The 23,036-nt window shown below is 67.8% G+C and carries 17 protein-coding genes; 5 read left to right on the forward strand and 12 right to left on the reverse strand.

What is annotated here, in order from left to right; translation table 11 throughout:
- Positions 1 to 27: 27 nt before the first annotated feature.
- Both queA and E4A48_RS10065 read right to left on the reverse strand, forming a co-directional pair.
- On the reverse strand, positions 28 to 1,080 hold the full coding sequence (gene queA / locus E4A48_RS10060; RefSeq protein ID WP_039009129.1) for a tRNA preQ1(34) S-adenosylmethionine ribosyltransferase-isomerase QueA: 1,053 nt from the start codon (positions 1,078 to 1,080) through the stop codon (positions 28 to 30).
- A gap of 153 nt (positions 1,081 to 1,233) precedes the next feature.
- Positions 1,234 to 1,665, reverse strand: a complete 432-nt coding sequence (locus E4A48_RS10065; protein ID WP_039006694.1) for an Lrp/AsnC family transcriptional regulator — start codon at positions 1,663 to 1,665, stop codon at positions 1,234 to 1,236.
- A 128-nt stretch (positions 1,666 to 1,793) separates the two neighbouring features.
- Here E4A48_RS10065 and E4A48_RS10070 point away from each other — a divergent pair, with 128 nt between their 5' ends.
- The 3 genes from E4A48_RS10070 to upp all read left to right on the forward strand — a co-directional run bounded on the left by E4A48_RS10070 (position 1,794) and on the right by upp (position 4,441).
- Positions 1,794 to 3,290, forward strand: coding sequence for an aminotransferase class III-fold pyridoxal phosphate-dependent enzyme (locus E4A48_RS10070; protein ID WP_142742350.1), 1,497 nt, complete (start codon positions 1,794 to 1,796; stop codon positions 3,288 to 3,290).
- A 13-nt stretch (positions 3,291 to 3,303) separates the two neighbouring features.
- Positions 3,304 to 3,603 carry a hypothetical protein gene (locus tag E4A48_RS10075; RefSeq protein ID WP_142742351.1) on the forward strand — a complete coding sequence of 100 codons (300 nt, stop codon included), beginning with the start codon at positions 3,304 to 3,306 and terminating at the stop codon, positions 3,601 to 3,603.
- Between the two features lie 205 nt (positions 3,604 to 3,808).
- Positions 3,809 to 4,441 carry a uracil phosphoribosyltransferase gene (gene upp / locus E4A48_RS10085; protein WP_039006700.1) on the forward strand — a complete coding sequence of 211 codons (633 nt, stop codon included), beginning with the start codon at positions 3,809 to 3,811 and terminating at the stop codon, positions 4,439 to 4,441.
- A gap of 19 nt (positions 4,442 to 4,460) precedes the next feature.
- On the opposite strand, the gene E4A48_RS10090 is transcribed toward upp, so the two are convergent.
- The 7 genes from E4A48_RS10090 to rsmD all read right to left on the reverse strand — a co-directional run bounded on the left by E4A48_RS10090 (position 4,461) and on the right by rsmD (position 11,179).
- Positions 4,461 to 6,194 (reverse strand): glycoside hydrolase family 9 protein, encoded by a 1,734-nt coding sequence (locus tag E4A48_RS10090; protein ID WP_185910745.1) that lies wholly within the window; start codon positions 6,192 to 6,194, stop codon positions 4,461 to 4,463.
- Positions 6,195 to 6,247: 53 nt separating this feature from the next.
- Positions 6,248 to 7,156, reverse strand: coding sequence for an MBL fold metallo-hydrolase (locus tag E4A48_RS10095; RefSeq protein WP_039006702.1), 909 nt, complete (start codon positions 7,154 to 7,156; stop codon positions 6,248 to 6,250).
- A 40-nt stretch (positions 7,157 to 7,196) separates the two neighbouring features.
- Positions 7,197 to 8,939, reverse strand: coding sequence for a gamma-glutamyltransferase (ggt, locus tag E4A48_RS10100; protein WP_058196266.1), 1,743 nt, complete (start codon positions 8,937 to 8,939; stop codon positions 7,197 to 7,199).
- Positions 8,936 to 9,220, reverse strand: coding sequence for a YfhL family 4Fe-4S dicluster ferredoxin (locus E4A48_RS10105; RefSeq protein WP_003466018.1), 285 nt, complete (start codon positions 9,218 to 9,220; stop codon positions 8,936 to 8,938). The genes ggt and E4A48_RS10105 overlap by 4 nt, the downstream gene beginning before the upstream one ends.
- A 318-nt stretch (positions 9,221 to 9,538) precedes the next feature.
- Positions 9,539 to 10,033: a hypothetical protein gene (locus E4A48_RS10110; RefSeq protein ID WP_039006707.1), complete on the reverse strand. Its 495-nt coding sequence runs from the start codon at positions 10,031 to 10,033 to the stop codon at positions 9,539 to 9,541.
- Between the two features lie 37 nt (positions 10,034 to 10,070).
- Complete coding sequence (coaD, locus tag E4A48_RS10115) at positions 10,071 to 10,577, reverse strand: pantetheine-phosphate adenylyltransferase (RefSeq protein WP_039006709.1); 507 nt, start codon at positions 10,575 to 10,577, stop codon at positions 10,071 to 10,073.
- A complete protein-coding gene (gene rsmD, locus E4A48_RS10120; protein WP_039009131.1) occupies positions 10,574 to 11,179 on the reverse strand; it encodes a 16S rRNA (guanine(966)-N(2))-methyltransferase RsmD in 606 nt (201 codons plus the stop codon). Before rsmD ends, coaD begins: the two co-directional genes overlap by 4 nt.
- A 214-nt stretch (positions 11,180 to 11,393) precedes the next feature.
- Between rsmD and htpG the strand changes: the two genes are divergently transcribed.
- Together htpG and E4A48_RS10130 are read left to right on the forward strand one after the other, a co-directional pair.
- A complete protein-coding gene (gene htpG, locus E4A48_RS10125; RefSeq protein ID WP_039006711.1) occupies positions 11,394 to 13,298 on the forward strand; it encodes a molecular chaperone HtpG in 1,905 nt (634 codons plus the stop codon).
- 179 nt (positions 13,299 to 13,477) lie between these two features.
- Positions 13,478 to 14,503: an Ldh family oxidoreductase gene (locus E4A48_RS10130; protein WP_058196045.1), complete on the forward strand. Its 1,026-nt coding sequence runs from the start codon at positions 13,478 to 13,480 to the stop codon at positions 14,501 to 14,503.
- Between the two features lie 140 nt (positions 14,504 to 14,643).
- Here the strand turns inward: E4A48_RS10130 and E4A48_RS10135 are convergent, their stop codons facing one another.
- The 3 genes from E4A48_RS10135 to E4A48_RS10145 all read right to left on the reverse strand — a co-directional run bounded on the left by E4A48_RS10135 (position 14,644) and on the right by E4A48_RS10145 (position 22,798).
- Complete coding sequence (locus E4A48_RS10135; protein WP_039006715.1) at positions 14,644 to 17,520, reverse strand: TonB-dependent receptor; 2,877 nt, start codon at positions 17,518 to 17,520, stop codon at positions 14,644 to 14,646.
- Positions 17,521 to 18,119: 599 nt separating this feature from the next.
- Positions 18,120 to 20,531, reverse strand: coding sequence for a beta-L-arabinofuranosidase domain-containing protein (locus tag E4A48_RS10140; RefSeq protein ID WP_409976369.1), 2,412 nt, complete (start codon positions 20,529 to 20,531; stop codon positions 18,120 to 18,122).
- A gap of 407 nt (positions 20,532 to 20,938) precedes the next feature.
- Positions 20,939 to 22,798, reverse strand: a complete 1,860-nt coding sequence (locus E4A48_RS10145) for an Svx/AvrXca family virulence/avirulence protein (RefSeq protein WP_142742353.1) — start codon at positions 22,796 to 22,798, stop codon at positions 20,939 to 20,941.
- Positions 22,799 to 23,036: the final 238 nt, after the last annotated feature.

Here is a 23,036-nt window from a genome sequence, read left to right on the forward strand (position 1 = left end):
AACGGAGGCAGCAATGACTTGTGCTTTTTACGATTCCCCATTCCCCATTCCCGATTCCCCGCCCCACAGCAACATCGCATCGCCGTAGCTGAAGAAGCGGTAGCGCTGTTCGATCGCATGCCGATACGCGTCGAAGATGCGCTCGCGGCCGGCGAAGGCCGACACCATCATCAGCAGCGTGCTCTCCGGCAGGTGGAAGTTGGTGACCATCGCATCGACGCTGCGGATGCGGTAGCCGGGCAGGATGAAGATCTGCGTCTCGCCGGCGAACGGATGCAGCTCGCCATCCTTGGAGGCGCTTTCCAGCGCGCGCACCACCGTGGTCCCGACCGCGATCACGCGGCCGCCGGCGGCGCGCGTGCGCCGCACCTGCTCGACCAGGCTGGCGCCGACGTTGAGCCATTCGCGGTGCATCACGTGCTGCGCGAGCGCCTCCACCCTCACCGGCTGGAAGGTGCCGGCACCCACGTGCAGGGTGACGTGGCCGACGCCGACCCCGCGCGCCTGCAGCGCCTCCAGCAACGGCGCATCGAAGTGCAGCCCGGCGGTCGGCGCCGCCACCGCACCGGCCTGGCGCGCGAACACGGTCTGGTAGCGCTCGCGGTCGTCCAGCCCGGGCTCGCGGCGGATATAAGGCGGCAACGGCAGGCGCCCGGCCTGCTGCAGCCACGCCTCCAGGGTGTCGGGTACGTGGAATTGCAGCACGTAGAATTCGCCGTCGCGGCCCAGCACCTCGGCCTCGCCACCGGTATCCAGGGCGATGCGCGCCCCGGCCTTGGGCGACTTGCTCACGCCCAGCTGCGCGCGCGCGCGCTGGCCGCCGAGCAGGCGCTCGATCAGGATCTCCACGCGCCCGCCACTGCGCTTGTGCCCGAACAGCCGCGCCGGGATCACCCGGGTATCGTTGAACACCAGCAGATCGCCCGGCTGCAGCAGGCCGGGCAGATCGCGCACATGACGATCGGCGAACGGGGCTGGCGCGGGCGGCACCAGCAGCAGGCGGCTGGCGGAACGTTCGGCCAGCGGCGCCTGCGCGATCAGCTCCTCGGGCAGCTCGTAGCGGAAATCGGACTTCTTCAAGGCCGGCGCATCACAGTACGGGTGGCCGGTCATTGTAGCTGGCCGGGAATGGGGAATCGGGAATGGAGAATCGCAACAGCGGCATCCTGCCCCCTGCAGCCATCCGCTTTCGCTTTTGCGATTCCCTACTCCCCATTCCCGATTCCCAGCTTTTCACCGCTCGAACTTGGTCGAAAGAATGATCGACGACGTCGTCCGCTCCACCCCATCGACCGCGCCGATACGGTCGGTCAGCACGTCCATGTCGTTGACGCCCGGCACCACGCCCAGCGCGATCAGGTCGTAGGAGCCGCTGACCGAATGCAGCACGCGGACCTCGTCGATCTCGCGCAGCGCCTTGACCACCGAGGTCATCTTCTTCGGCAGCACGGTGATCAGGATGTGCGCGCGGATGTGGCCGTGCTCGAAGTCGTCGCGGGTGCGCACCGTATAGCCGCAGATCACGCCCTCGCGCTCCAGCCGCTCGATCCGGCTCTGCACGGTGGTGCGCGACAGGCCGAGCTTGCGCGCGATCTGCGCGGTGGAAGCGCGCGCATCCTCGCGCAGCAGCGAGAGCAGGCGTTCGTCGGAGGGGGTGATCTTCATGCACGGCCGGATTTCGTCGAATCGACGAAATTATCCGATTTCCTGCACAAATCAACTCTGCCAACCGACGATCCGGTCCTGATAATAGAAAGCCTGTCGATGAACGACCCGCCTCAAGGAGATCCCGCATGTCCGTACTCGGCTCCCTCGCCCCGCTGCGCGCCCATGCCGGCGAACGCCTGACCGCCGGCCTGGACGATGCCAGCATCGGCCGTCTGGCCGCCTCGCACCCGCAGCTGGGCGCCGCGATCGACGCCGCCGCGGCGGACCATGCGCGCCTGGCCACGGAGTTCGCCGAGCTGCTCGAACTGGACGAAATCGAGCAGATCCGCACCCTGCAGGCCGGCTTCGTCAACTTCTACGCCGACGACGCGGTAACCCCGTACGTGGCGCTGACCGCACGCGGGCCATGGGTGATCACACTGAAGGGCGCGGTACTGTACGACGCTGGCGGCTACGGCATGCTCGGCTTCGGCCACACCCCGGACGCGGTGCTGGAAGCGATGGCGCGGCCGCAGGCGATGGCCAACGTGATGACCCCGAGCCTGGCGCAGTTGCGCTTCGAGCGCGCGCTGCGCGCCGAGATCGGCCAAAGCCGCGGCGGCTGTCCGTACAGCAAGTTCATGTGCCTCAACTCCGGTTCCGAGGCGGTCGGCCTGGCCGCGCGCATCGCCGACATCAACGCCAAGCTGCAGACCGATCCGGGCGCGCGTCATGCCGGCGCCAGAATCAAGCGCCTCGTGGTCAAGGGCAGTTTCCACGGCCGCACCGACCGCCCCGGTCTGTATTCCGATTCCAGTCGCAAGGCCTACCTGCAGCACCTGGCCAGCTATCGCGGCGAGGATTCGGTGATCGCGATCGCGCCCTACGACGTGGACGCCCTGCGCCGCGCCTTCGCCGACGCCGAGCAGCACGGCTGCTTCGTCGAGGCGGTGTTCCTGGAGCCGGTAATGGGCGAAGGCGACCCGGGCCGCGCGCTGCCGCCGGCGTTCTATGCCGCCGCGCGCGAGCTGACCCGCGCCCACGGCAGCCTGCTGCTGGTCGATTCGATCCAGGCCGGGCTGCGCGCGCACGGTGTGCTGTCGGTGGTGGACTACCCCGGCTTCGAGCAGCTCGAGGCGCCGGACATGGAAACCTATTCCAAGGCGCTCAACGCCGCGCAGTATCCGCTGTCGGTGCTGGCGGTGACCGAGCATGCCGCGCAGCTGTACCGCAAGGGCACCTACGGCAACACCATGACCAGCAACCCGCGCGCACTGGACGTGGCCAGCGCCACGCTGGCGCAGCTGACCCCACAGGTACGCGCCAACATCCGCGCGCGCGGCGCCGAGGCGGTGCAGAAACTGGAGAAGCTCAAGAGCGAGCTCGGCGGGCTGATCACCCAGGTGCAGGGCACCGGCCTGCTGTTCTCCTGCGCGCTGGCCCCGCAGTTCAAGTGCTACGGCGCCGGCTCCACCGAGGAATGGCTGCGCCAGCACGGGGTCAACGTGATCCACGGCGGCGAGAACTCGCTGCGCTTCACCCCGCATTTCGCGATGGACGGCGATGAGCTGGACCTGCTGGTCGGGCTGATCGGCCGCGCGCTGCGCGAGGGTCCGCGCCTGGCGCAGGCCGCCGCCGCCTGAGGCCGGCCGGCGCATGCTGCAGGACCTGGCCGTGGCGATCGCCCGGCCGCTGTTCGAACTGGTCCTGCAGCTGTTCGGCTACTGGAGCGGCCGCATGCTGCTACCGGTACTGCCGCTGGGCTGGATTCGCGCCGAAGCCCGGCGCGACCGGCCGCTGCGCCGGCCCGGCAAGCGCCACCACGGCCAACCGTTGCTCTATCGCAACGCCAGCGGCAGCCTGGTCGCCAGCGACGATGCGCTGATGGTCCTGGGCCTGGCGTGCTGGGCGCTGCTGGCACTGGCCGCGTTCCTGCTCTACCGCATGGCGTGGTGATCGGCGGGCAGGCACCTGGTGGCGGCGATCGGCACGCATTTCGAGTGCCGCCCCTACCCCGCTATCGACGCGGCGAACCAGCAGCGCTGCCGGCCGGATTTCGCGCCTCCGGCTGGCGCCGGTGGCCGGCACTCGCCGCTGCACGCAACTGGCGGCGCTCGCGGCGGCTGCGGCACACTGTGCGCATCCCCGTGCGAGTGCGCCCATGAAGATCGTCGAAGTCCGCCATCCGCTGGTGCAGCACAAGATCGGCCTGCTGCGCGACGCCGCGCTGAGCACCAAGGGCTTCCGCGAACTGGTCACCGAACTGGGCACCCTGCTCGGCTACGAGGCCACCGCCGACCTGGAGACGGAAACGCACACCATGGAGGGCTGGGCCGGCGTCACCCAGGTACAACGCATCGCCGGGGCCAAGATCACCCTGGTGCCGATCTTGCGCGCGGGGCTGGGCATGCTGCCCGGCGTGCTGGCACTGATTCCGACGGCGCGGGTCAGCGTGGTCGGCCTGCAGCGCGACGAGGAGACCTTGCAGCCGGTGCCGTACTTCGAGCGCCTCACCGGCCGCCTGGAAGAACGCGACGCGTTGATCCTGGACCCGATGCTGGCCACCGGCGGCACCCTGATCGCCACCGTGGACATGCTCAAGCGCGCCGGCGCGCGGCGGATCAAGGCCATCTTCCTGGTCGCCGCGCCGGAAGGACTGCAGGCGCTGCAAGCGGCGCATCCGGACGTGGAGGTCTATACCGCCGCGATCGACGACCACCTCAACGACAAGGGCTACATCCTGCCCGGCCTCGGCGACGCCGGCGACCGCATCTTCGGTACGCGGGTCGCCTGAGCCGCAGCTCGGCGCGACCTCAGCGCTGCAGGTTCTGCAGCGCCGCGCTCACGTACACCAGCGGCGCGTTCCAGTTGATCGCCACTTCGTTGCTGGCGTAGCTGCACTCCTGGTCCAGGTAGGACAGCGCCGGCAGCGACGAGGCGTAGGCGTGCTTGCACACCTTGGCATCCTGCTGGCCCGGCTGCGGACCGCCGACCAGCAGGCCCGGCACCGGCAGGGCGACGCCATCGGCGATGGAGATACGATGGTGGATGTGCAGCGGCGAGCGTGCGCCGATGCCGGTCACGAACGACATGCCCAGCGGATTGCGTCCGAGCACGTAGTCCAGCTGCGACTGCGCGGCCTGCAGATACTGCGGCTTGTGCTCCAGCTGATACGCCTGCAACAGCAGCATCGCCTGGTTCAGCGCGTTGCCGTTGCTGCCCCAGTGGAAGTCGCCCGGGGTCATCGCCAGCTTCCACGCCGAATCCTGCCAGGCGCGCAGCAACTGCGCCGCCACGCCGTCGATCTCGTGGACGATGCGCGCCTGGTCGGCATGCGCGGTCAGCCGCGCGCGGTGCTGCGCCAGCGACATCCACGCCAGCCCGCCCACCGAGCCCCAGCTCGGCACGCTCGCAGGCACATTGCGCGCCATCGCCGCGTCGTAGAAGGAATCCTCGCCGGTGGCCAGGTACAGCTCGGTCGCCGCCCAGGCGAACTCGTCGTCGCGCTTGTCGTCGGCATAGCCGCCGGTGTGCACGTCCGCCGGCTGCCGGTAGACCGCATCCGGATGCGCCTGCGCCCAGGCCCAGGCGCGGCGCGACGCCTGCAGCATGCGCTGGGACACGCCGCCGCCAAAGCGGTCGTCGAACGGCGCGTAGATGCGGCTGGCCTGGGCCATCACCGCGGCGAAGTCGAGCGTGGCCGCGGTGCTCTTCTGCACCACGTAGCGCGGTACGCGCGCCTGGTCGGGCATCTGCATGCCGCCGAAGTCCAGGTTGGTCAGCTTGTGGTACACGCCGCCGTCGCCTGGATCCTGCATCGCCAGCAGCCACTGCAGGTTCCAGTCGACCTCGCGCAGGATGTCCGGCACGCCGCCGCCGCTGTCAGGGATGCCTTCCTTTTGCGCGGCGAAGTAAGCCGGAAACTGCTCGTAGGCAGCCAGCAGCGTGTAGACGGTGATGCCGGAATTGACCACATACTTGTTGTAGTCGCCGGCGTCGTACCAGCCCTTTGGCGCGGAGATCGCGGTGCCGGCCGGGCGCCCGGGCGAGGCCGCCGACGCATGGACCAGGACATGCGTATCCGGATGCCCTTCGGCGCGCGCGTGGCGGCCGGCGTACTCGCCGGTCAGCGCGGTGCTGGCGCGGTTGAAGTAGTAGGCCTTCAGTGCCGCGCGCGTCACCCCATCGTAGGCATCGGCGGTGATGGCGAAGCTGTCCGACGGCGGCAGGCCATCCACCCGCAGGCGGTAGCGGCCCGCCGCGCGCAACGCGGAGAAGTCGGCGATGCGCACCGTCTGCTGCGCCGGCGCCCATGTCGCCGCCGGCCCGAGCGTACCGCGCAGCACCACCTCGCCGGAATCGGCACGTTCGACCGCGAATGCGTCGCCATGGCCATCGGGCACCACCGCGAGCTTGCTGGCGGCCGGCAGGTAGCCGACCTGGTTGAGCCGGATCGGCGAGATGGCGGCATCCTCCGAACGCGAGGCGCAACCAGCGACGAGCAGGCAGGCGAAAAGCAGGCAACGCAAGGCGACAGGCAGGTTCATCCGCCGATACTGGCTGGCCGCGATGACGGCTGCAAGCGCCGCGCCAAGGTCTTTCAGCCGCCAGCCGGGATGCCGGCGGCCAGCACGCGCGCCTGCAGTGCCGGCAGCGCGTGCGTGGTGACGAACCGGCCCTTGCCATCGCGCGCCAGTTGCGCCAGCGCGCAGTCCGGATCGTGGGTAAAGAACAGGTGCACGTTGCGCGCCAGCGCGTCTTCCAGGAACGCGCGCTTCTCGTCGATCAGCAGTTCGGCGTTGCGGTCGTAGCCCATGGTGATCGGCACATGCACCCAGGAGCGCCCCGGGATCAGATCGGCGCAGAACGCGACACCGCCATGCGCCTGGCCATCGGCCTGCTGCGCGCCGACGATTTCGGCCAGCATCAGCCCCGGGGTATGCCCGTCGCTGAAACGGAAACGCACCGCCTCGCCCAGCGTGCGCGAATAGTCGCCGTCGACCAGCTCCAGGCGGCCGCTGGCCTCGAGCAGGCCGGGCAATTCGGGAATAAAACTGGCGCGGTCGCGCGGATGCGGCTGCAGTGCGCGCTGCCAATGCGCCGCGCCGACCAGGAAGCGCGCGTTCGGGAACAGCAGTTCCGGCGCTGCGCCCTCGCGCCACGGCGCCAGCAGCCCGCCGGCATGGTCGAAGTGAAGATGGCTCAGCACCACCACGTCGATATCGGGATGCGCGACACCGGCCTCGCGCAACGAATCCAGCAGCACGTGGCGCTCCTCCTGGATCCCGTAGCGCTCGCGCAGCGCCGGCGCGAAGAACGCGCCGACGCCGGTCTCGAACAGCACCGTCTTGCCGGCCAGCGGGCGCGCCAGCAGCGCGCGGCAGGCCAGCGCGATGCGGTTGCCGTCGTCGGGCGCGGCCCACTGCTGCCACATCGCCTTGGGCGCGTTGCCGAACATCGCGCCGCCGTCGAGTTTCTGGGAATTGCCTTGGATGGACCAGAGTTTCATTTTTTTCGGGACTCGGGAGTGGGGACAGCACCGCCGCGACTTACCGCAGCGGCGCCGCCAGTTGCACCTCGGCCTTGCCGACCTCGTTGCGCGGATCGCTGCCGCCGCTGAGCACGTTGTTGCGCTTGTCCCACTCCACGGTCTGCAGGTTGCCCCACACGTGGCTGGAACCGCGCCCGCGCTCGGCACTGTCGCCGGGCAGCTTGAGCGCGTGGCCCATCGCCTGCAGGCCCTGTACGGTGGACGCGTCGAAGGTGCCGGTTTCGGCCTCGATCACATCCGGCAGCCACTGGTGGTGGTAGCGCGGCAGCGCGGCGACCTGCTGCGCGTCGAGGCCGTCGTCGTAGCCGAGGATGCCGAGCAGGACCATGGTGATGATGCGGCTGCCGCCCGGGGTGCCGAGCACGATCGTCTTGTCGGCGTTCTCCATGAAGGTCGGCGTCATCGAGCTGAGCGGGCGCTTGCCCGGCTTGGGCGCGTTGGCGGCATAACCCATCACCCCGAACACGTTGGGCGTGCCGGGCTTGAGCGCGAAGTCGTCCATCTCGTCGTTGAGCAGCACGCCGGTGCCCTTGGGAATCAGCCCGGAGCCGAACAGCAGGTTCACGGTCTGGGTCGCGCCGACGCGGTTGCCCTCGCCGTCGATGATCGAGAAATGCGTGGTCTCGTCGTCTTCCAGCGGGGTCGGCTGGCCCGACAGCAGGTCGCTGGGCGTGGCCTTTTGCGGGTTGATGGTCGAACGCAGGCCCACCGCGTAGTCCTTGCTCAGCAGCACGCGCTGCGGCACCGCGGTGAAATCCGGATCGCCCAGGAAGAAGGTGCGGTCGCGGTAGGCGCGGCGCATCGCCTCGACCACCAGGTGGGTGCGGTGCACCGGGTCCATCGCCTTCAGGTCGTAGCCTTCCACGATCTGCAGCATGCTGGCCAGGGCGATACCGCCGGAGGACGGCGGCGGCGCGGTGGTGATGGTCCAGCCCTTGTAGTCGAACTGGATCGGCGTGCGCTGCTTGACCGTGTAGCCGGCCAGTTCCTCGACGGTCCAGTGGCCGCCGGCCTGCTTGACCCCGGCCAGCAGCTTCTTGGCGGTGGCGCCGCGGTAGAAGCCGTCGAAGCCCTTGGCGCCCAGCAACTGCAAGGTATTGGCCAGTTCCGGCTGCTTGAACAGGTCGCCTTCGGCGATCGGCTTGCCGTTGCGCAGATACACCTCGCGGGTGCCGGGATAGCGCTCCATCACCTCGCGCCGCGACTGATAGCCCTGGGCCATGCGCCGGTACACCGGGAAGCCGTCGCGGGCGATGCGGATCGCCGGCGCCAGCGACTGCTGCAGCGGCAGCTTGCCGTGCTTGGTGGCCAGCTCCACCAGCGCCGCCGGCAGGCCGGGAATGCCGGCCGACCACGGGCCGTTGACCGATCGGTCGCGGTCCAGCGCGCCCTTGGCATCCAGGAACTTGTCGGCGGTCGCCGATTCCGGCGCGACTTCGCGCGCGTCCAGCATCACGTCCTTGCCGGTCCTGGCGTCGTGCAGCAGGAAGAAGCCGCCGCCGCCCAGGCCGGAACTGATCGGCTCGACCACCGCCAGCGTCGAGGACACCGCCACCGCCGCATCGAACGCATTGCCGCCCTCGCGCAGGATCTGCAGGCCGGCATCGGTGGCCAGGCGGTGGCCGCTGGCGACGGCCGCGCCGGGCGGATGCGCGGCAGCGGTAACCACCGGCGCCTCGGCCCACGCCGACGGCGTCAGGACCAGCGCGAGCAGCAGAACACAGCGGACGAGGGTTCTCATGCTGCGGGGGGCTCCTGTGGGTACAACTCGGGATGATCGCGCTGCAGCTGCAGCAGCTTGGCCAGCAACTGGTCGTGGCTCTCCGGGATCGCCGGATCCGGGTCGATGCATTCGACCGGGCACACCACCACGCATTGCGGCTCGTCGAAATGGCCGACGCATTCGGTACAGCGGGCCGGGTCGATCACATAGATCGTCTCGCCCATCGCGATGGCCTGGTTCGGGCAGGCCGGCTCGCAGACGTCGCAGTTGACGCACAGCTCGTTGATCTTGAGGGACATTTCACTGGATTCGGCGCTAACCGGGGCATCTTACCGGATCGGGCAGCGCGCCCTTGCGAAGGCGCGACGCGCAAGCGCAACGCAGCGTCGCCTGGCATGGCGGAGGCTGCGCGCGCATGCGCCGCGGCAGCTAAAAGCCGCAGCTTCGAAAATAGCTGGATTGGTCTCGCCAGGCATTCGCCGATTCCACACGCGACTGACCTTGCGTCAGCGCATCGGTGGCGGCCGCAGATGGCCGCCACGCATCTCCGCTTCGCCGCGCCGAACGCCTGGCAGGCAGCGTGGCCGGCGCGCCCGGGCAGGCGCGCCGGCGATGCCTCACTTCGCTTCGACGAAGATGTACTCGGCGCCAGTCGGCTGGATCACCGACTGCACGCGTGCGCTGTCGGCGGCGCTGCCGATGTAGACCACGCGCACGCCCTTCATCGTGTTCGGCTCGACCTTGGCGAAGGCGGCGGCGATCAGGTCGGCCATCTTGGCCGAGGCCGAGGAGCCGAACGCCAGCATATTGCCCGGCTGGATGCCGCGGCCGATGGCGGTGGTGGCGCTTTCGACCTGGCGATCGTATTTGGCCTGGAAATCCGCATCCGACTCCGGCGGCAGGTAATACAGGAACGGGCTGTTGGTGATGTTGCCCATGTTCTGCAACGCCACTTCCTGCAGGTACTTCTTCCAGCCGGCGTCGTCGTCCTTGGACGGCGCAACCAGCGCCGTCTGCGCGTCGGCGGCGGGCGCGGCGGCCTCTTCCTTCTTGCAGGCGGTGAAGCCCATTGCCAGCGATGCGATCAGCAGCACGCGTAAGGTGTTCTTCATGGATGGCTCCCTTGTTGTCTTGTGAATGGCGGACGGCTCAGCGCTGCGCCGCGGCCTGGCGGGCCTGGACCAGCGCCTGCATCACCGACGGCGGCACGAAGCCGGACACGTCCCCGCCCAGCCGCGCGATCTCGCGTACCAGCGACGACGAAATGAAACTGTGTTGCTCGGCCGGGGTGAGGAACAGCGTCTCCACCTCCGGGATCAGATGCCGGTTCATGCTCGCCATCTGGAACTCGTATTCGAAATCCGATACCGCACGCAGGCCGCGCAGCAGCACCCCGCCGCCGACCGAACGCACGAAATGCGCCAGCAGCGTGTCGAAGCCGATCACCTCCACGTTGCGATGCCCGGCCAACGCCTCGCGGGCCAGGTCCACGCGCAATTGCAGCGGCAGCGTCGGCCCCTTGGACGGACTCTGCGCCACGCCCACCACGACCCGCTCGAACAGCGGCGCGGCCCGGTTGACCAGGTCGATGTGACCGTTGGTGATCGGATCGAAGGTCCCTGGGTAGACGGCGATGCGGCTGTGGGCCACGGTCATGCGTTGGATACCGCGTGAAGGTCGCCGGGAAGTGTAGCAGCGGTGCACCGATACAGGGCAGCGCGGACCTCGCGGCTGCCGCCCTCGCGGTACAGCGCCCACGGCGCCGGCAGCGCCGGCGCCCGCCCTGCCGGCGACTCCAGGTACAGCCAGGCGTCGGCCGCCAGCCGCGCCGGCAGCCGTTGCAGCACCGCGTCCCACAGCCCATCGGCGAACGGCGGGTCGACGAAGGCGATGTCGGCCGGGGCGTCGGTCCCCGGCGCCTGCAGCCAGCGCAGCGCGTCGTCCTGCACCACCTGTATCTGCGCCTGCGCCTGCAGCCTGGCGACACTGGCGCGCAGGCCGGCGGCCAGCACCGGGTCGCGCTCGACCAGACAGGCCGAGGCCGCGCCGCGCGACACCGCCTCCAGGCCGAGCGCGCCGCTGCCGGCGAACAGGTCCAGCACGCGCGCGCCGGGCAGCGCCGGCAGCAGCCAGTTGAACAGGGTCTCGCGGACCCGGTCCGAGGTCGGGCGCAGGCCCGGCTGGTCCGGCACCGGCAGCCGCGTATTGCGCCAGCGGCCGCCAATGATGCGTACCTGACCTTCGCCGGCGCGGCTCATCGGCGGCGGCGCCACGGCAAGGGATCGGCAGGAAACGGGCGCGGGATCGGCATCGACGGCGGCGGCACGGAACGGGGGACCGGATGATAGACCAGCGCTGCGGCCACCGCTTGCGCCGCCCGCGCTTGAAGCCGGGCCTGCCCGCCACCATGTCCGCAGGCAGAGTCGCGCCCTCCTCCGCGCGGCCAGCCATCCCCCCCTGGAGCAAGCACCGATGAGCGTGGAAACCCAAAAAGAAACCCTGGGCTTTCAGACCGAGGTCAAGCAGCTGTTGCAGCTGATGATCCACTCGCTGTATTCCAACAAGGAGATCTTCCTGCGCGAGCTGATCTCCAATGCCTCCGACGCGGCCGACAAGCTGCGCTTCGAGGCGCTGGTCAAGCCCGAACTGCTGGACGGCGATGCGCAGCTGCGCATCCGCATCGGCTTCGACAAGGACGCCGGCACCGTCACCATCGACGACAACGGCATCGGCATGAGCCGCGAGGAGATCGTCTCGCACCTGGGCACCATCGCCAAGTCCGGCACCTCCGATTTCCTCAAGCACCTGTCCGGCGACCAGAAGAAGGATTCGCACCTGATCGGCCAGTTCGGCGTGGGCTTCTACAGCGCCTTCATCGTCGCCGACCAGGTCGACGTGTACAGCCGCCGCGCCGGGCTGCCGGCCAGCGAGGGCGTGCACTGGTCCTCGCGCGGCGAAGGCGAGTTCGAGGTCGCCACCATCGACAAGCCCGAGCGCGGCACCCGCATCGTGCTGCAGCTGAAGGAAGGCGAGGACGGCTTCGCCGACGGCTGGAAGCTGCGCGGCATCGTGCGCAAGTATTCCGACCACATCGCGCTGCCGATCGAACTGCCGAAGGAACACCACGGCGAGGACAAGGACAAGCCGGAAACCCCGGAGTGGGAGACCGTCAACCGCGCCAGCGCGCTGTGGACGCGGCCGCGCACCGAGATCAAGGACGAGGAATACCAGGAGCTGTACAAGCACATCGCGCACGACCACGAGAACCCGCTGGCGTGGAGCCACAACAAGGTCGAGGGCAAGCTCGACTACACCTCGCTGCTGTACGTGCCGGGACGCGCGCCGTTCGACCTGTACCAGCGCGACGCCTCGCGTGGGCTCAAGCTATACGTGCAGCGCGTCTTCATCATGGACCAGGCCGAACAGTTCCTGCCGCTGTACCTGCGCTTCATCAAGGGCATCGTCGATTCCAGCGACCTGCCGCTGAACGTGTCGCGCGAAATCCTGCAGTCCGGCCCGGTGATCGACTCGATGAAGTCGGCGCTGACCAAGCGTGCGCTGGACATGCTGGAGAAGCTGGCCAAGGACGAACCCGAACGCTACAAGAGCGTGTGGAAGCATTTCGGCCAGGTACTGAAGGAAGGCCCGGCCGAGGACTTCGCCAACCGCGAGAAGATCGCCGGCCTGCTGCGCTTCGCCTCCACCCATAGCGGCGACGCCGAGCACAGCGTGGCGCTGGCCGACTACGTGGCGCGGATGAAGGACGGCCAGGACAAGCTGTACTACCTGAGCGGCGAAAGCTACGCGCAGATCAAGGACAGCCCGCACCTGGAAGTGTTCCGCAAGAAGGGCATCGAAGTGCTGCTGCTCACCGACCGCATCGACGAGTGGCTGATGAGCTACCTCACCGAGTTCGACGGCAAGTCCTTCGTCGACGTGGCGCGCGGCGACCTGGACCTGGGCAAGCTCGACAGCGACGAAGAAAAGCAGGCCATGGAAGCAGCGGCCAAGGCCAAGCAGGGCCTGGTCGAGCGCATCCAGCAGGCGCTGGGCGAGGACGTGTCGGAAGTGCGCGTGTCGCACCGCCTGACCGATTCGCCGGCGATCCTGGCCATCGGCCAGGGCGACCTGGGCCTGCAGATGCGGCAGATCCTGGAAGCCAGCGGACAGAAGCTGCCGGAGAGCAAGCCGGTGTTCGAGTTCAACCCGGCGCACCCGCTGATCGAGAAACTGGACGCGGAAGCCGACGGCGAGCGCTTCGGCGACCTGGCCCGGGTGCTGTTCGACCAGGCCGCACTGGCCGCCGGCGACAGCCTGAAGGACCCGGCGGCGTATGTGCGTCGGCTCAACAAGCTGCTGCTGGAGTTGTCGGCGTAAGCCTGCTGCACGGGCCAAGCATGTGGAAGAACGAAGCCGGCATCCTGCCGGCTTTGTTTATTGGCTCGACCCTGCATCGTCAGCCCTGAAGAACCCCATAGCGTTTTTGGCAGCCCGAGGGTGTTCACACAGCGCGGCGCGGGCGAGAATCCAGGTCACTCCCGTCCGTGCCTTTTTCGATGAACGCCAGCGATCCCGTCGCCCTGTCCCTGGACCAAGCCACCGCGTTGGTCGAACGCATCCTGCGCCATGCCGGCTTCGGCCCGGCGCATGTGCGAACCCTCACCACCACGATCGTCGCAGGCGAACGCGACGGCTGCGCATCGCATGGGCTGTACCGGACCCTGGGATGCGTGGCGACGCTGCGCAACGGCAAGGTGGTGGGCGATGCCGAACCGATCGTGCACGATCAGGCACCCGGGATCGTCCGCGTCGACGCATGCGGCGGCTTTTCGCTGCTGGCATTCGAGCGCGGCCTGCCGTCGCTGATCGAAAAGGCGCGCGGCAATGGGCTAGCGGCGCTGGCGATCAACCATTGCGTGCATTTCTCCGCGCTATGGCCGGAAATCGAACGCATCACCGAGGCCGGGCTGGTCGCGCTGATCTGCAATCCCAGCCATGCCTGGGTCACGCCGGCCGGCGGCCACACGCCCTTGCTGGGAACCAACCCGCTCGCGTTCGGCTGGCCGCGTGTGGATGCGCTTCCATTCGTGTTCGATTTCGCCACCAGCGCGGTGGCGCGCGGCGAGATCGAATTGCACCGCCGCGCCGGTCTGCCGATTCCCGAAGGCTGGGGCGTGGACGCCAGCGGCAGGCCGACCACCGATCCGAACGTGGTCGCCGGCGGCGGTGGTGCGATGCTGACCTTCGGCGGACACAAGGGGTCGGCGCTGTCCGCCATGATCGAACTGATCGCCGGGCCGCTGATCGGCGACCTCACCAGCGCAGAATCGCTGGCGCACGATGCCGGCGCCGGCGCCTCCCCCTACCACGGCGAATTGATCCTGGCCTTGGACCCGGTGCGGTTCCTGGGCGCGGAGTGGGCCGCGCACATGGCACGCGCCGAGGCGTTCTTCGCCGCCTACCAGGACACCGGTGCGCGGCTGCCCTCGCAACGCCGCTATCAGGCGCGCGCGCGTAGCCTACGCGAGGGCGTTCGGATTCCACGCGACCTGCATCGGGACCTGCTGACGTTGCTGGAGTAAGCAGGCGCAGCACGGCGGCGGCGCGTACACGGTTGCCGCCAGTATCGCGCACCACTACGTCAAGCCGCGCCTGAGCAGATGCCGACCGGGAATGGCATCGGCATCGGCAATGTCACGTTTCGGACTGGCCGAACGCGGGCTTAGAACTTCACCGTCGCCCGCGCCCAGTAGTAGCGGCCGAGCAGATCGTAGGTGGCCACGTCGGTGTTGGCGTTGGTGACGTTGTTGGCGTAGTACAGCGGCGGCTGCTTGTCGGCCAGGTTGTCCACACCCAGCTCGAGGCGGGTGTGCCAGGGCGTGAGGTTATAGCCGACCTGCACGTTGTGATAGACATAGGAACCGATGCCGCGCACCGTGCCTGGCAGGCCGGAATCGGCCGACAGGCTCTGCCGCGTATCTTCGCTACCGATCTCGGTGCTGCCGATGTAGCGGATGCGCCACGACGCGCTCCAGTCGCCCAGGTTCCAGCTCAGCGCGCCGAGCCCGCGCCAGCGCGGGAAGTTGCCGTAGGCCTGGGTGTACTTGCCGGCATTGTGGATGGTGACGGTGCTGGCGTCGGTGGTGTCCGGATTGATGTCGTAGCGGATCACGTAAGTGCCGTTGAGGCTGGCGTTGAAGCTGCCCCACGCGGTGTCCGGCAGGCGGTAGTTGAGGCTGAAGTCGGTGCCGCTGGCCCACAGCTTGCCTAGGTTCACGGTGGGCTCGGCGATGTAATTGATGGTGCCGTTGTCGTTGCGGTGGATCAGCGCGCAGTAGGCGCTGGACGCGTTGGGATAGCACTGGTTGAGCACGGTCTGCGCCGAGACCTGGGTGATGGTGTCCTGCAGGTTGATCTTCCACAGGTCCGCGCTCATCGACAGGCCGTCCAGCCAGCCCGGATCGTAGACCACGCCGAAATCGTAGGACTTGCCGGTCTCCGGCTTGAGCTGGTAGCCGGCCACCACTGCGCCGGACGCTTTGGCGCCGATCTGGTTGTCGGCCTGCTGGTAGCTGCCGTCGGTGGGTACGTTGGCGCAGGCCGCAGCATGGCCGCCGGTATAGCCGTTGCACGGATCCTTGACCGTGGCCGAGTCGCCGACCACGCCGGAATACAGTTCGTTGATGTTCGGCGCGCGGAACACCTGCGACACGGTGCCGCGCAGTAACAGGTTCTGGATCGGACGGTACTCCAGCGAGACCTTGCTGTTGGTCTTGCTGCCGACGCTGTCGTAGTCGGAGAAGCGGCTGCCGACGGTCAGGTTCAGCGAATGCACCAGCGGCAGGTCGGCCAGCAGCGGGAACAGCGCCTCGGCATAGGCTTCCTTGACGCTGAAGCTGCCGCCGAGCACGGTGGCGCAGAATTCGATCACCCCGCACATGCCGTTCTCGTCGCCGGTCCACAGCGGGTCGGCGGCGGTGGAAGTGCTTTCCTTGCGGTAGGACACGCCCGCGGCCAGGCTCACCGTGCCGGCCGGCAGGTCGAACAGGTTGCCGTTGGCGTTGGCCTCGAACTGCTTGACCCTGTAGACGCTGGTCACGATCGGGTTGACCACCAGCGCTTCCAGCGCTGCCTTGTTGCTCTCGCTGTTGAGGTTGAACACGTCGATCGGGGTGCAGCCGGCGATCGCCGCACCGGCGCTGCCGCACTTGACCGTGCCGTCGCTGTCCAGGAACGACGGCCCTACCGCGGCGTTGAACCCGGCGTAGTCGAGGAAACCGTGGTTGACCGACTTCTGCTTGACCTTGCCGTAGTTGACGCTGGCATCCCATTGCCAGGAGCTGTCGCCGAAGCTGCCGCGCAGGCCGGGATTGATCTGGAAATTGTAGGTGTCGTATTCGTAGCGGCGGTTGCCCAGCACCGTGGCGCGGCTGTTGAAGCTGTTGTACGAAGTATCGGCGCTGCGGTCGGTGCCGAAGTTGGCCCCGAACGGATTGTAGTAGCTGCCGGCGGAAACCAGGAAATTGTCGCCGTTGGCGAAGACCGGGATCGGCGCGATGATCGAGGACGAGGTGGTCTTGCTGAAGTAGGTGTTGACGTAGCCTTCCAGGTGATCGTTGAAGCGGAAGCTGCCGATCACGAAGGCATTGGTGCGTTCCTGCGGCGTCTGCAGCAGGTTGTACGGCTGGTAGTTGTAGGAATCGCTGGCGGCGTCGTAGCAATGGTACTGGCTGGCATTGGTCGGGCTGCCGCTGCCGCCGTTGAAGGTGACCCGCGCGCAGCCGTTGCTCGCCGCCAGCGCCCTGGACCGGTCGGAACCTTCGTCGAAGCTGACGCTGCCGGTCGGCGTGGCCGAGGAGCCCTGCTTCACCGGCACCCCGTCGATCAGCGACAGCGCATCCTTCGAATAGCTGCGCGCGCCGGCCGAGACCGGATCGATGTCGTGGTAGGACAGGCCGGCGACGATGCTGCCGCGCTCGCCGGTCTTGCCGGCGGTCAGCGAGAAGCTGCGGCGGTTGCCGTCGCTGCGCGAGCTGGTGCCGAAGTCGGTGCTGACCTCGATGCCGTCCAAGCCCTTGCGCAGGATGAAGTTGACCACGCCGCCGATCGCGTCCGAGCCGTACACCGCCGAGGCGCCGTCGCTGAGCACTTCCACCCGCTCGATCATCGTCGCCGGGATCGCGTTGACGTCGTTGCTGGCCAGGCGCGTGCCGTTGACCAGGATCAGCGTGCGCTTGTCGCCCAGGCCGCGCAGCGAGATGGTCGAGGCGCCGGTGCCGCCGCCGTTGTTGGTGTTGGGGTTGGTCGCATTGCCGGCGATCGCCGGCAGTTCCTGCACCAGGTCGCCGAGCGTGGCCTTGCCGGTCGCCTCGATCTGCGCGCGGTTGATCGTCACCACCGGGTTGGCGGTCTCGGTGTCGACCCGGCGCAGGCGCGAGCCGGTGACCACTACGCTGTCCAGGGTCTGGGTCTTGCCGTCGTCCGCACTCGCCTCCTGCGCCAGCGCCGGGCATGCGGCGCCCAGCGACAATGCGGCGACCACGGCCAGCGCCAGCGGCTGCGGGCGATGGGAAGGATGGGGTGCGTGCTGGAACGGCATGGAGATCTCCTGAGCGATGGCGACACGTGGCATAAGCGAAAACGATGGGCCGAACAAATCCGCGCCGGCTCGCGCCAGCGGTCGAAACTGCGATGAGGACGACGCTGCAACAGCGACGCCGGTGATACGCCTCCTGCGCCGCGGCTCTGGCAAGGCCGGACACAACGACCGGGATGCCTGCGATCCTTCACACGCTGCCCGTGCGTACATCGCGGGTCCTGCGGTGAGTGGCCAAGGGCGGTGGCGGATCCTGTCCCGCGCACCGGCCGCTGCGCCGGAAAACCAAAGGTCATCACGTTTTAACGATGCAATCACAATGTGCCTGTAACTGCGACCGGCGTCTTGTCGCAATTAGCGGTTCTGCATGCGGAATAACGCATGGTCGTGGCGCGGCGGCGCGATCGGGCGGCCGACCGGCATGCATACCCGTTGCTTTCGGTTCAGTCAGGGAGCCGGTGCATGCCGGCGTGATGCTGCGTGCAACTCGGCACAACGTCTGTCGAACCACGGCAATGGCTGCGCTCCATCGCCAAGCCGCGCCGCGTACGCAATCCACTGGTTGGCGCGGCGGCTGGACAGGCCGCGCGCGGCGGCAGCGGTCATGCGCTCTCGGCCGGGATCAACCAGCCGCCGAACAGCGGCCCGGCGGTATCGCCGTGCTGCGGCTCGATGCGGAAGGTCAGCTGCGCAGCGCGGGTCAGCGCCGGCGGCAAGGCGTAGTCGCGATCGACGAAGTCGATGACCTGGCTGCGGTCCACCTGCACCTCCACCGCCAGCTTGCCGTCGATCAGGATGTTGAAGCGGCCCTTGTCGCTGCCCCAGAAGCGCAGGCGCAGCGCCAGCGGCTGCGCGCTGCCGCGCATCTGGAATTCGACGAAGCCCTTGCCGCGCACGTCGCGACACTGCTGGCGGCGGTAGGCGCCGCCGAAGGAGGTGTCGCTGCGCAGCGTGTGCGCCTGCTCGGAAGCCTCGTCGCCGAACTGGATCATGTCCACCGCGGTGGCCTGCAGCGCCGCGCGCTCGGCTTGCTGGCGCGCGCGCCGCGCCGCTTCCTGCGCCCACTGCGCCGGCGCCAGGCGCTTGAAGTACAGCGCGCTGCGGCGCTCGTATTGCGCGTAGAACGGCACGAAGGTCAGCCCCGGCGGCTGCGTGGCGGCGGCCAGGAAATGCCCGGGCTGCGGCAATTCGGCGAACCCTGCCAATGGATCGGCCGCGGCCACCAGCGCCGGGTCCGGCGCGTCATAGGGATCGGCGACCGGGCCAAGATCGGCGGCCAGCGCCAGCGGGCCGCGCATCACCACCACCGTGTCGGCATCGCCGGCGGCATGCTCCAGGCGCAGCGGCATCGCCAAGTCCAGTTCGATCACATCGCCGCTGCGCCACTGCCGCTCCAGCGCCAGGTAGCCGTCGGCGGCCGTGCCGCGCTGGGCCTTGCCGTTGACGCGCAGCGTGTAGCCGCCCTGGCACCAGGCCGGCAGCCGCAGCAGCAGGCGCCGCGGCGTGCGGGCGCCGGCGCGACGCAGTTGCAGCCGCACCTTGCCGTTGTCCGGCACGCCGCTGTCCAGCTCCAGCGCCAGGTCGCGCTCGGGCCAGTCCAGGGTCGAGGGGATGTACAGGTTGACGTAGAGCGACGCCGCGTCCTGCCAATAGATCGAGTCGCCGAACTGCGCATGCGCCTCCATGCCGCTGCCGACGCAGCACCAGAACGAATCGAACTTGTCGGAGAAGCCGCGCTCGCCGCCGCTGATCATCGGCGTCATGTAGGTGAACATGCCGGTGGCCGGATGCTGCGCGGCCATCGTATGGTTGTGCAGGGTGCGCTCGTAGTAGTCGAAATAGCGCGCCTGCGGCGTCCACTGGTACAGGTGTCGGGTCAGCTTGAGCATGTTGTAGCTGTTGCAGTGCTCGCAGGTCTGCTCGGTCAGGAACGCGGCGATGCTGTCCGGTTCCTGGAAATACTCGCGGTCGGCATTGCCGCCGATCGCGTAGCTGTAGTGGCCGGTCACCGTCTCCCAGAAGAAACGCGCCGCCGCCGCGGCGTCGGCATCGCCGGCGACCTCGAACTGGCGCGCCTCGCCGATGAACTTGGGCACCTGGGTATTGGCGTGGATATGCGCCAGTTCGTCGCGACCGGCAGCGGCCGGATCGATCACCTTCTCGTGGCGCAGGCGCTTGCCCAGCGCGATCCAGCGCGGATCGCCGGTACGCGCGCCCAGTTCGATGTAGGACTCGTTGAGGCCGCCGAACTCGGTGTCCAGCAAGGTCTGCATCTGCACGTGGTCGAGCGCGTCGAACACCCCGCCCAGATAGCCGGCCAGCGGCACCAGCACCTGCAGCGCCTGCGCGTTGCCGGCCAGTGCGTGCGCATCGAGCAGGCCGGCGAACAGCTTGTGCACCGTGTACAGCGGCGACCAGCTGCCGTTGAGGTTGAACTTGCTGCCCTTGATGATGCCGCGGCGCACTTCCTCGAACACCACCTTGCCGTTGTCGATGGCGCCCTTGTCGTTCTTGCGGGTGAGTCCGCCGACGTAGCCGTCCGCGTCCTTGGCCTGCGCGCGCGCCAGTTCGGCCACGATGTAGTCGATGCGCTGGCGCAGCGCCGCATCGCGGGTCTGCGCATGCATCTTGGCCAGCGCGCTGAGATAGTGGCCGAGCGTGTGCCCGGCGATGGTGTCCCCTTCCCAGCCGCCGTAGACCTCGCCCTTGGGCGGCAGGCCGGCGTAGTGCAGGAAGTTGTGCAACAGGCGGTCCGGTTCCAATTCCAGCAGGTAGCGGCGGTTGGTCTGCAGCGAATCCAGAAACAGCGACGGCTTCAGCGTGACCTGCTTGAGCGGCAGCGCCTGCACCGCGCCGGCGCTCGACGCGGCGGCATCCAGCGGGAAGCGCAGCAGCCCCGCGGCCACCGCCAGCGCGCTCCACTGCAGGAAGCGCCGCCGCGATGGATCCAGCGCGTGTGTACAGGCATCGGCGTGCGGCAGCGGATCGGTGGAGGGGTCATGCATGGATTTCATCGTAGATCACCGCGACGTGATGCGCCCAGCCCGGGGAAAACCAATATGGATATCGGCATCTGCTGCTCCTGGTTGGACGATCTGTGAAAATACGGCCACTGGCCCGAGGCCGACCACGCAGTCGGCATGATTGGTAGCCGTGCCAAACCTGCGCAGCGAAGGTGCGCAGGCCATTGGTCATCATCCCGCGGGCGTCACCCTGCCGTCTTGTGCACAGACAGAAGAACGGATGCCGAATTACGCACAAACCGCGCGTGGACGCGGTGCTTTGCTGCCGCGCGCGCGGCAGCGACATGCTGCGCAACACTCATGATCGTTTCGGCGTGGCGAGGGGCATCACGCACCGCCGAACAGACAACGGCGGCGGACCCGCACGGGCACGCCGCCGCATGGCGCGACCCGCAGGATTACTGCGAGCGCGGCGTTGCGGTGACTTCAGGCACTGCGCCGGTCAGATCCGCACCGTATTCCGGGTCCAGGATCAACCCAGGATCCACGTAGCCGTAGAACACGCCCTTGCTTGGCGACGCCCCGCGTTCCTCTGCATCGCCGCGCAACTGGGCATTACCGGACAGCGTGAATGCTTCGAACGCGCCCGGCCCCATGAACACCGTATGCACCTGGGCGCTGTCCCGAATCGTCGCTCCATCGTGCACTACGCTCAAGCCACCGACCACGACGTTGTCCTGGACGGTGCCGCCCATGATCGTGGCATGGTCCTGGATCCGGGCATTGCCCAGCACCTGCCCACCAAGCACGCGCGCGTCCGGGCCGACGTAGGCGGTGGGCGCGACATAGGCATTGCGCGCGACCCAGCCGCCACCGTTGGCGTGGCGGGTGCCGAGCGCCGTCGGCGTCGGCGCATTCGGCTGGCGGCCGGATGGATAGGCATTGTCGAGCGTGACGCTCCACGGGTAGCGATAGATCGAGTAATAAGACTGGTCCCACTTGATCTTGTGCATTTTGCTCGGTGTGCCCATCACCACCAGATAGAGCCCGGTATCGCCACGCTTCAGATCGAACTGCAGCGAAGCGCTGGCGCCGCGCTGCAAAGGGCTGTAACGCGCCTTGCCCGCCGCATCGATCGCAACCACGCCCCAGCGCCAGTCCGAATCGGGCAAGGCGATGGCACTGGGATCGTTGTCCAAGCCCGGCAATACGTTCACCGCGGACTGCGTCTGCACATCGCCTGCGAACTTGACGCCGATCGCGGCGGCGCCGGCAGCGGGAATCAACCGTACCAGGTTGTAGCCCCAACGCTGCGGCGCCCAATCGAACGGCACGCGGTAGCGGCGCTCCTGGCCCGGCACCTGGTCGAGCTGGGTCAGGCGCAAGGCGAGATCACGGTTATTCCAATCCGCGGTGTTTTCTGGATCGAACGCATCGTTACTGCCGTATTGTTCGCGCATCAACACGCCATGATCGCGACCATCGGGATCGGTGTAATCCCAGTTCACGTTATGCATCGCCCAGTCGCCAAACACGTCGTTGAGCTGCGACTGGGTCCAGCCCATGTTGTCGCGGATGACCGAGAACGGATCCGCATCGGCCAGGCCGGGATCGCCGGACTTGGGCGCCTTGGCCCACATGTCGTTGATGATGGAATAGCCGAAACGGTCCTTGAGATACTCCATGAATTGCCAGTTGCAGTAGCGGTCCCGGGTCGAGCCCAGGTAGAGATGCGGATAGTTCACAAGCGTCGTCGAGCAGTGAACCTCGGTGTTGTGGTACTCATCGATCTGGTGCGCCATCCAGTTGGCATGCGATTCCCAGATCCAGCCGGTGTACTCCGACTCGGTCAAACCACCGCTGGCGCCTTGCAGCGCATGGGTAAGTTCATGCGCCATATCCCAGTGATCCTGCAACAGGGAGATCGAAACCCACATGCCCATTCCGCCACTGTCGGTGACCCCGCCATGCATGCCAAAGTCGGACTTCAAATAGATGCTGACCTTGTACTTCGTCGCCGAAGCGCAATAGGGTTCTGGAAAACGGATGCGGTTGATATAGGTGTTCCAGATCAATTCCAGTTCCTTGCCTGCCGCTTCCAGATCGGCGCGGGGAACCTGTTCTGCATCTTCCCAGCGGAACGCAAAGTGCGTGGTTTCGTAGCGCACTGCCGGCATGTCGGTGTCATTGGGATTGGCGACCCATTGGCCAGCGCTGCAGACGGCTGCCGCATGCGCGATGTGCGGCGCCAGGGCCAAACCAGCCGACATGCAAAGGCACGCGACTATGCGTAACAATGACGACAGGGAACGTTTCATGCTCTCTCCTAAGGAATTGCAAGTGGTGAGCATCAAAGCATGCAATGGCAGCTTTGAGCGCTATCGCGCGCGTACCTGATCGAAACGACGCAAGCGTTGTGCCAAGAAACCATGCCAACGCTGCGTGGCGCATCGCAACGCGACAGTGTCGGGTCGACCGCGGCGCTCACGGCGTCGGGCACACATCGGTCGGACCAGCGGCAACGTCACGCTGGCAGGGACGTCCATCCCCGCGCAT

The organism is Xanthomonas translucens pv. cerealis (assembly GCF_006838285.1).
GTDB classification, from domain to species: domain Bacteria; phylum Pseudomonadota; class Gammaproteobacteria; order Xanthomonadales; family Xanthomonadaceae; genus Xanthomonas_A; species Xanthomonas_A cerealis.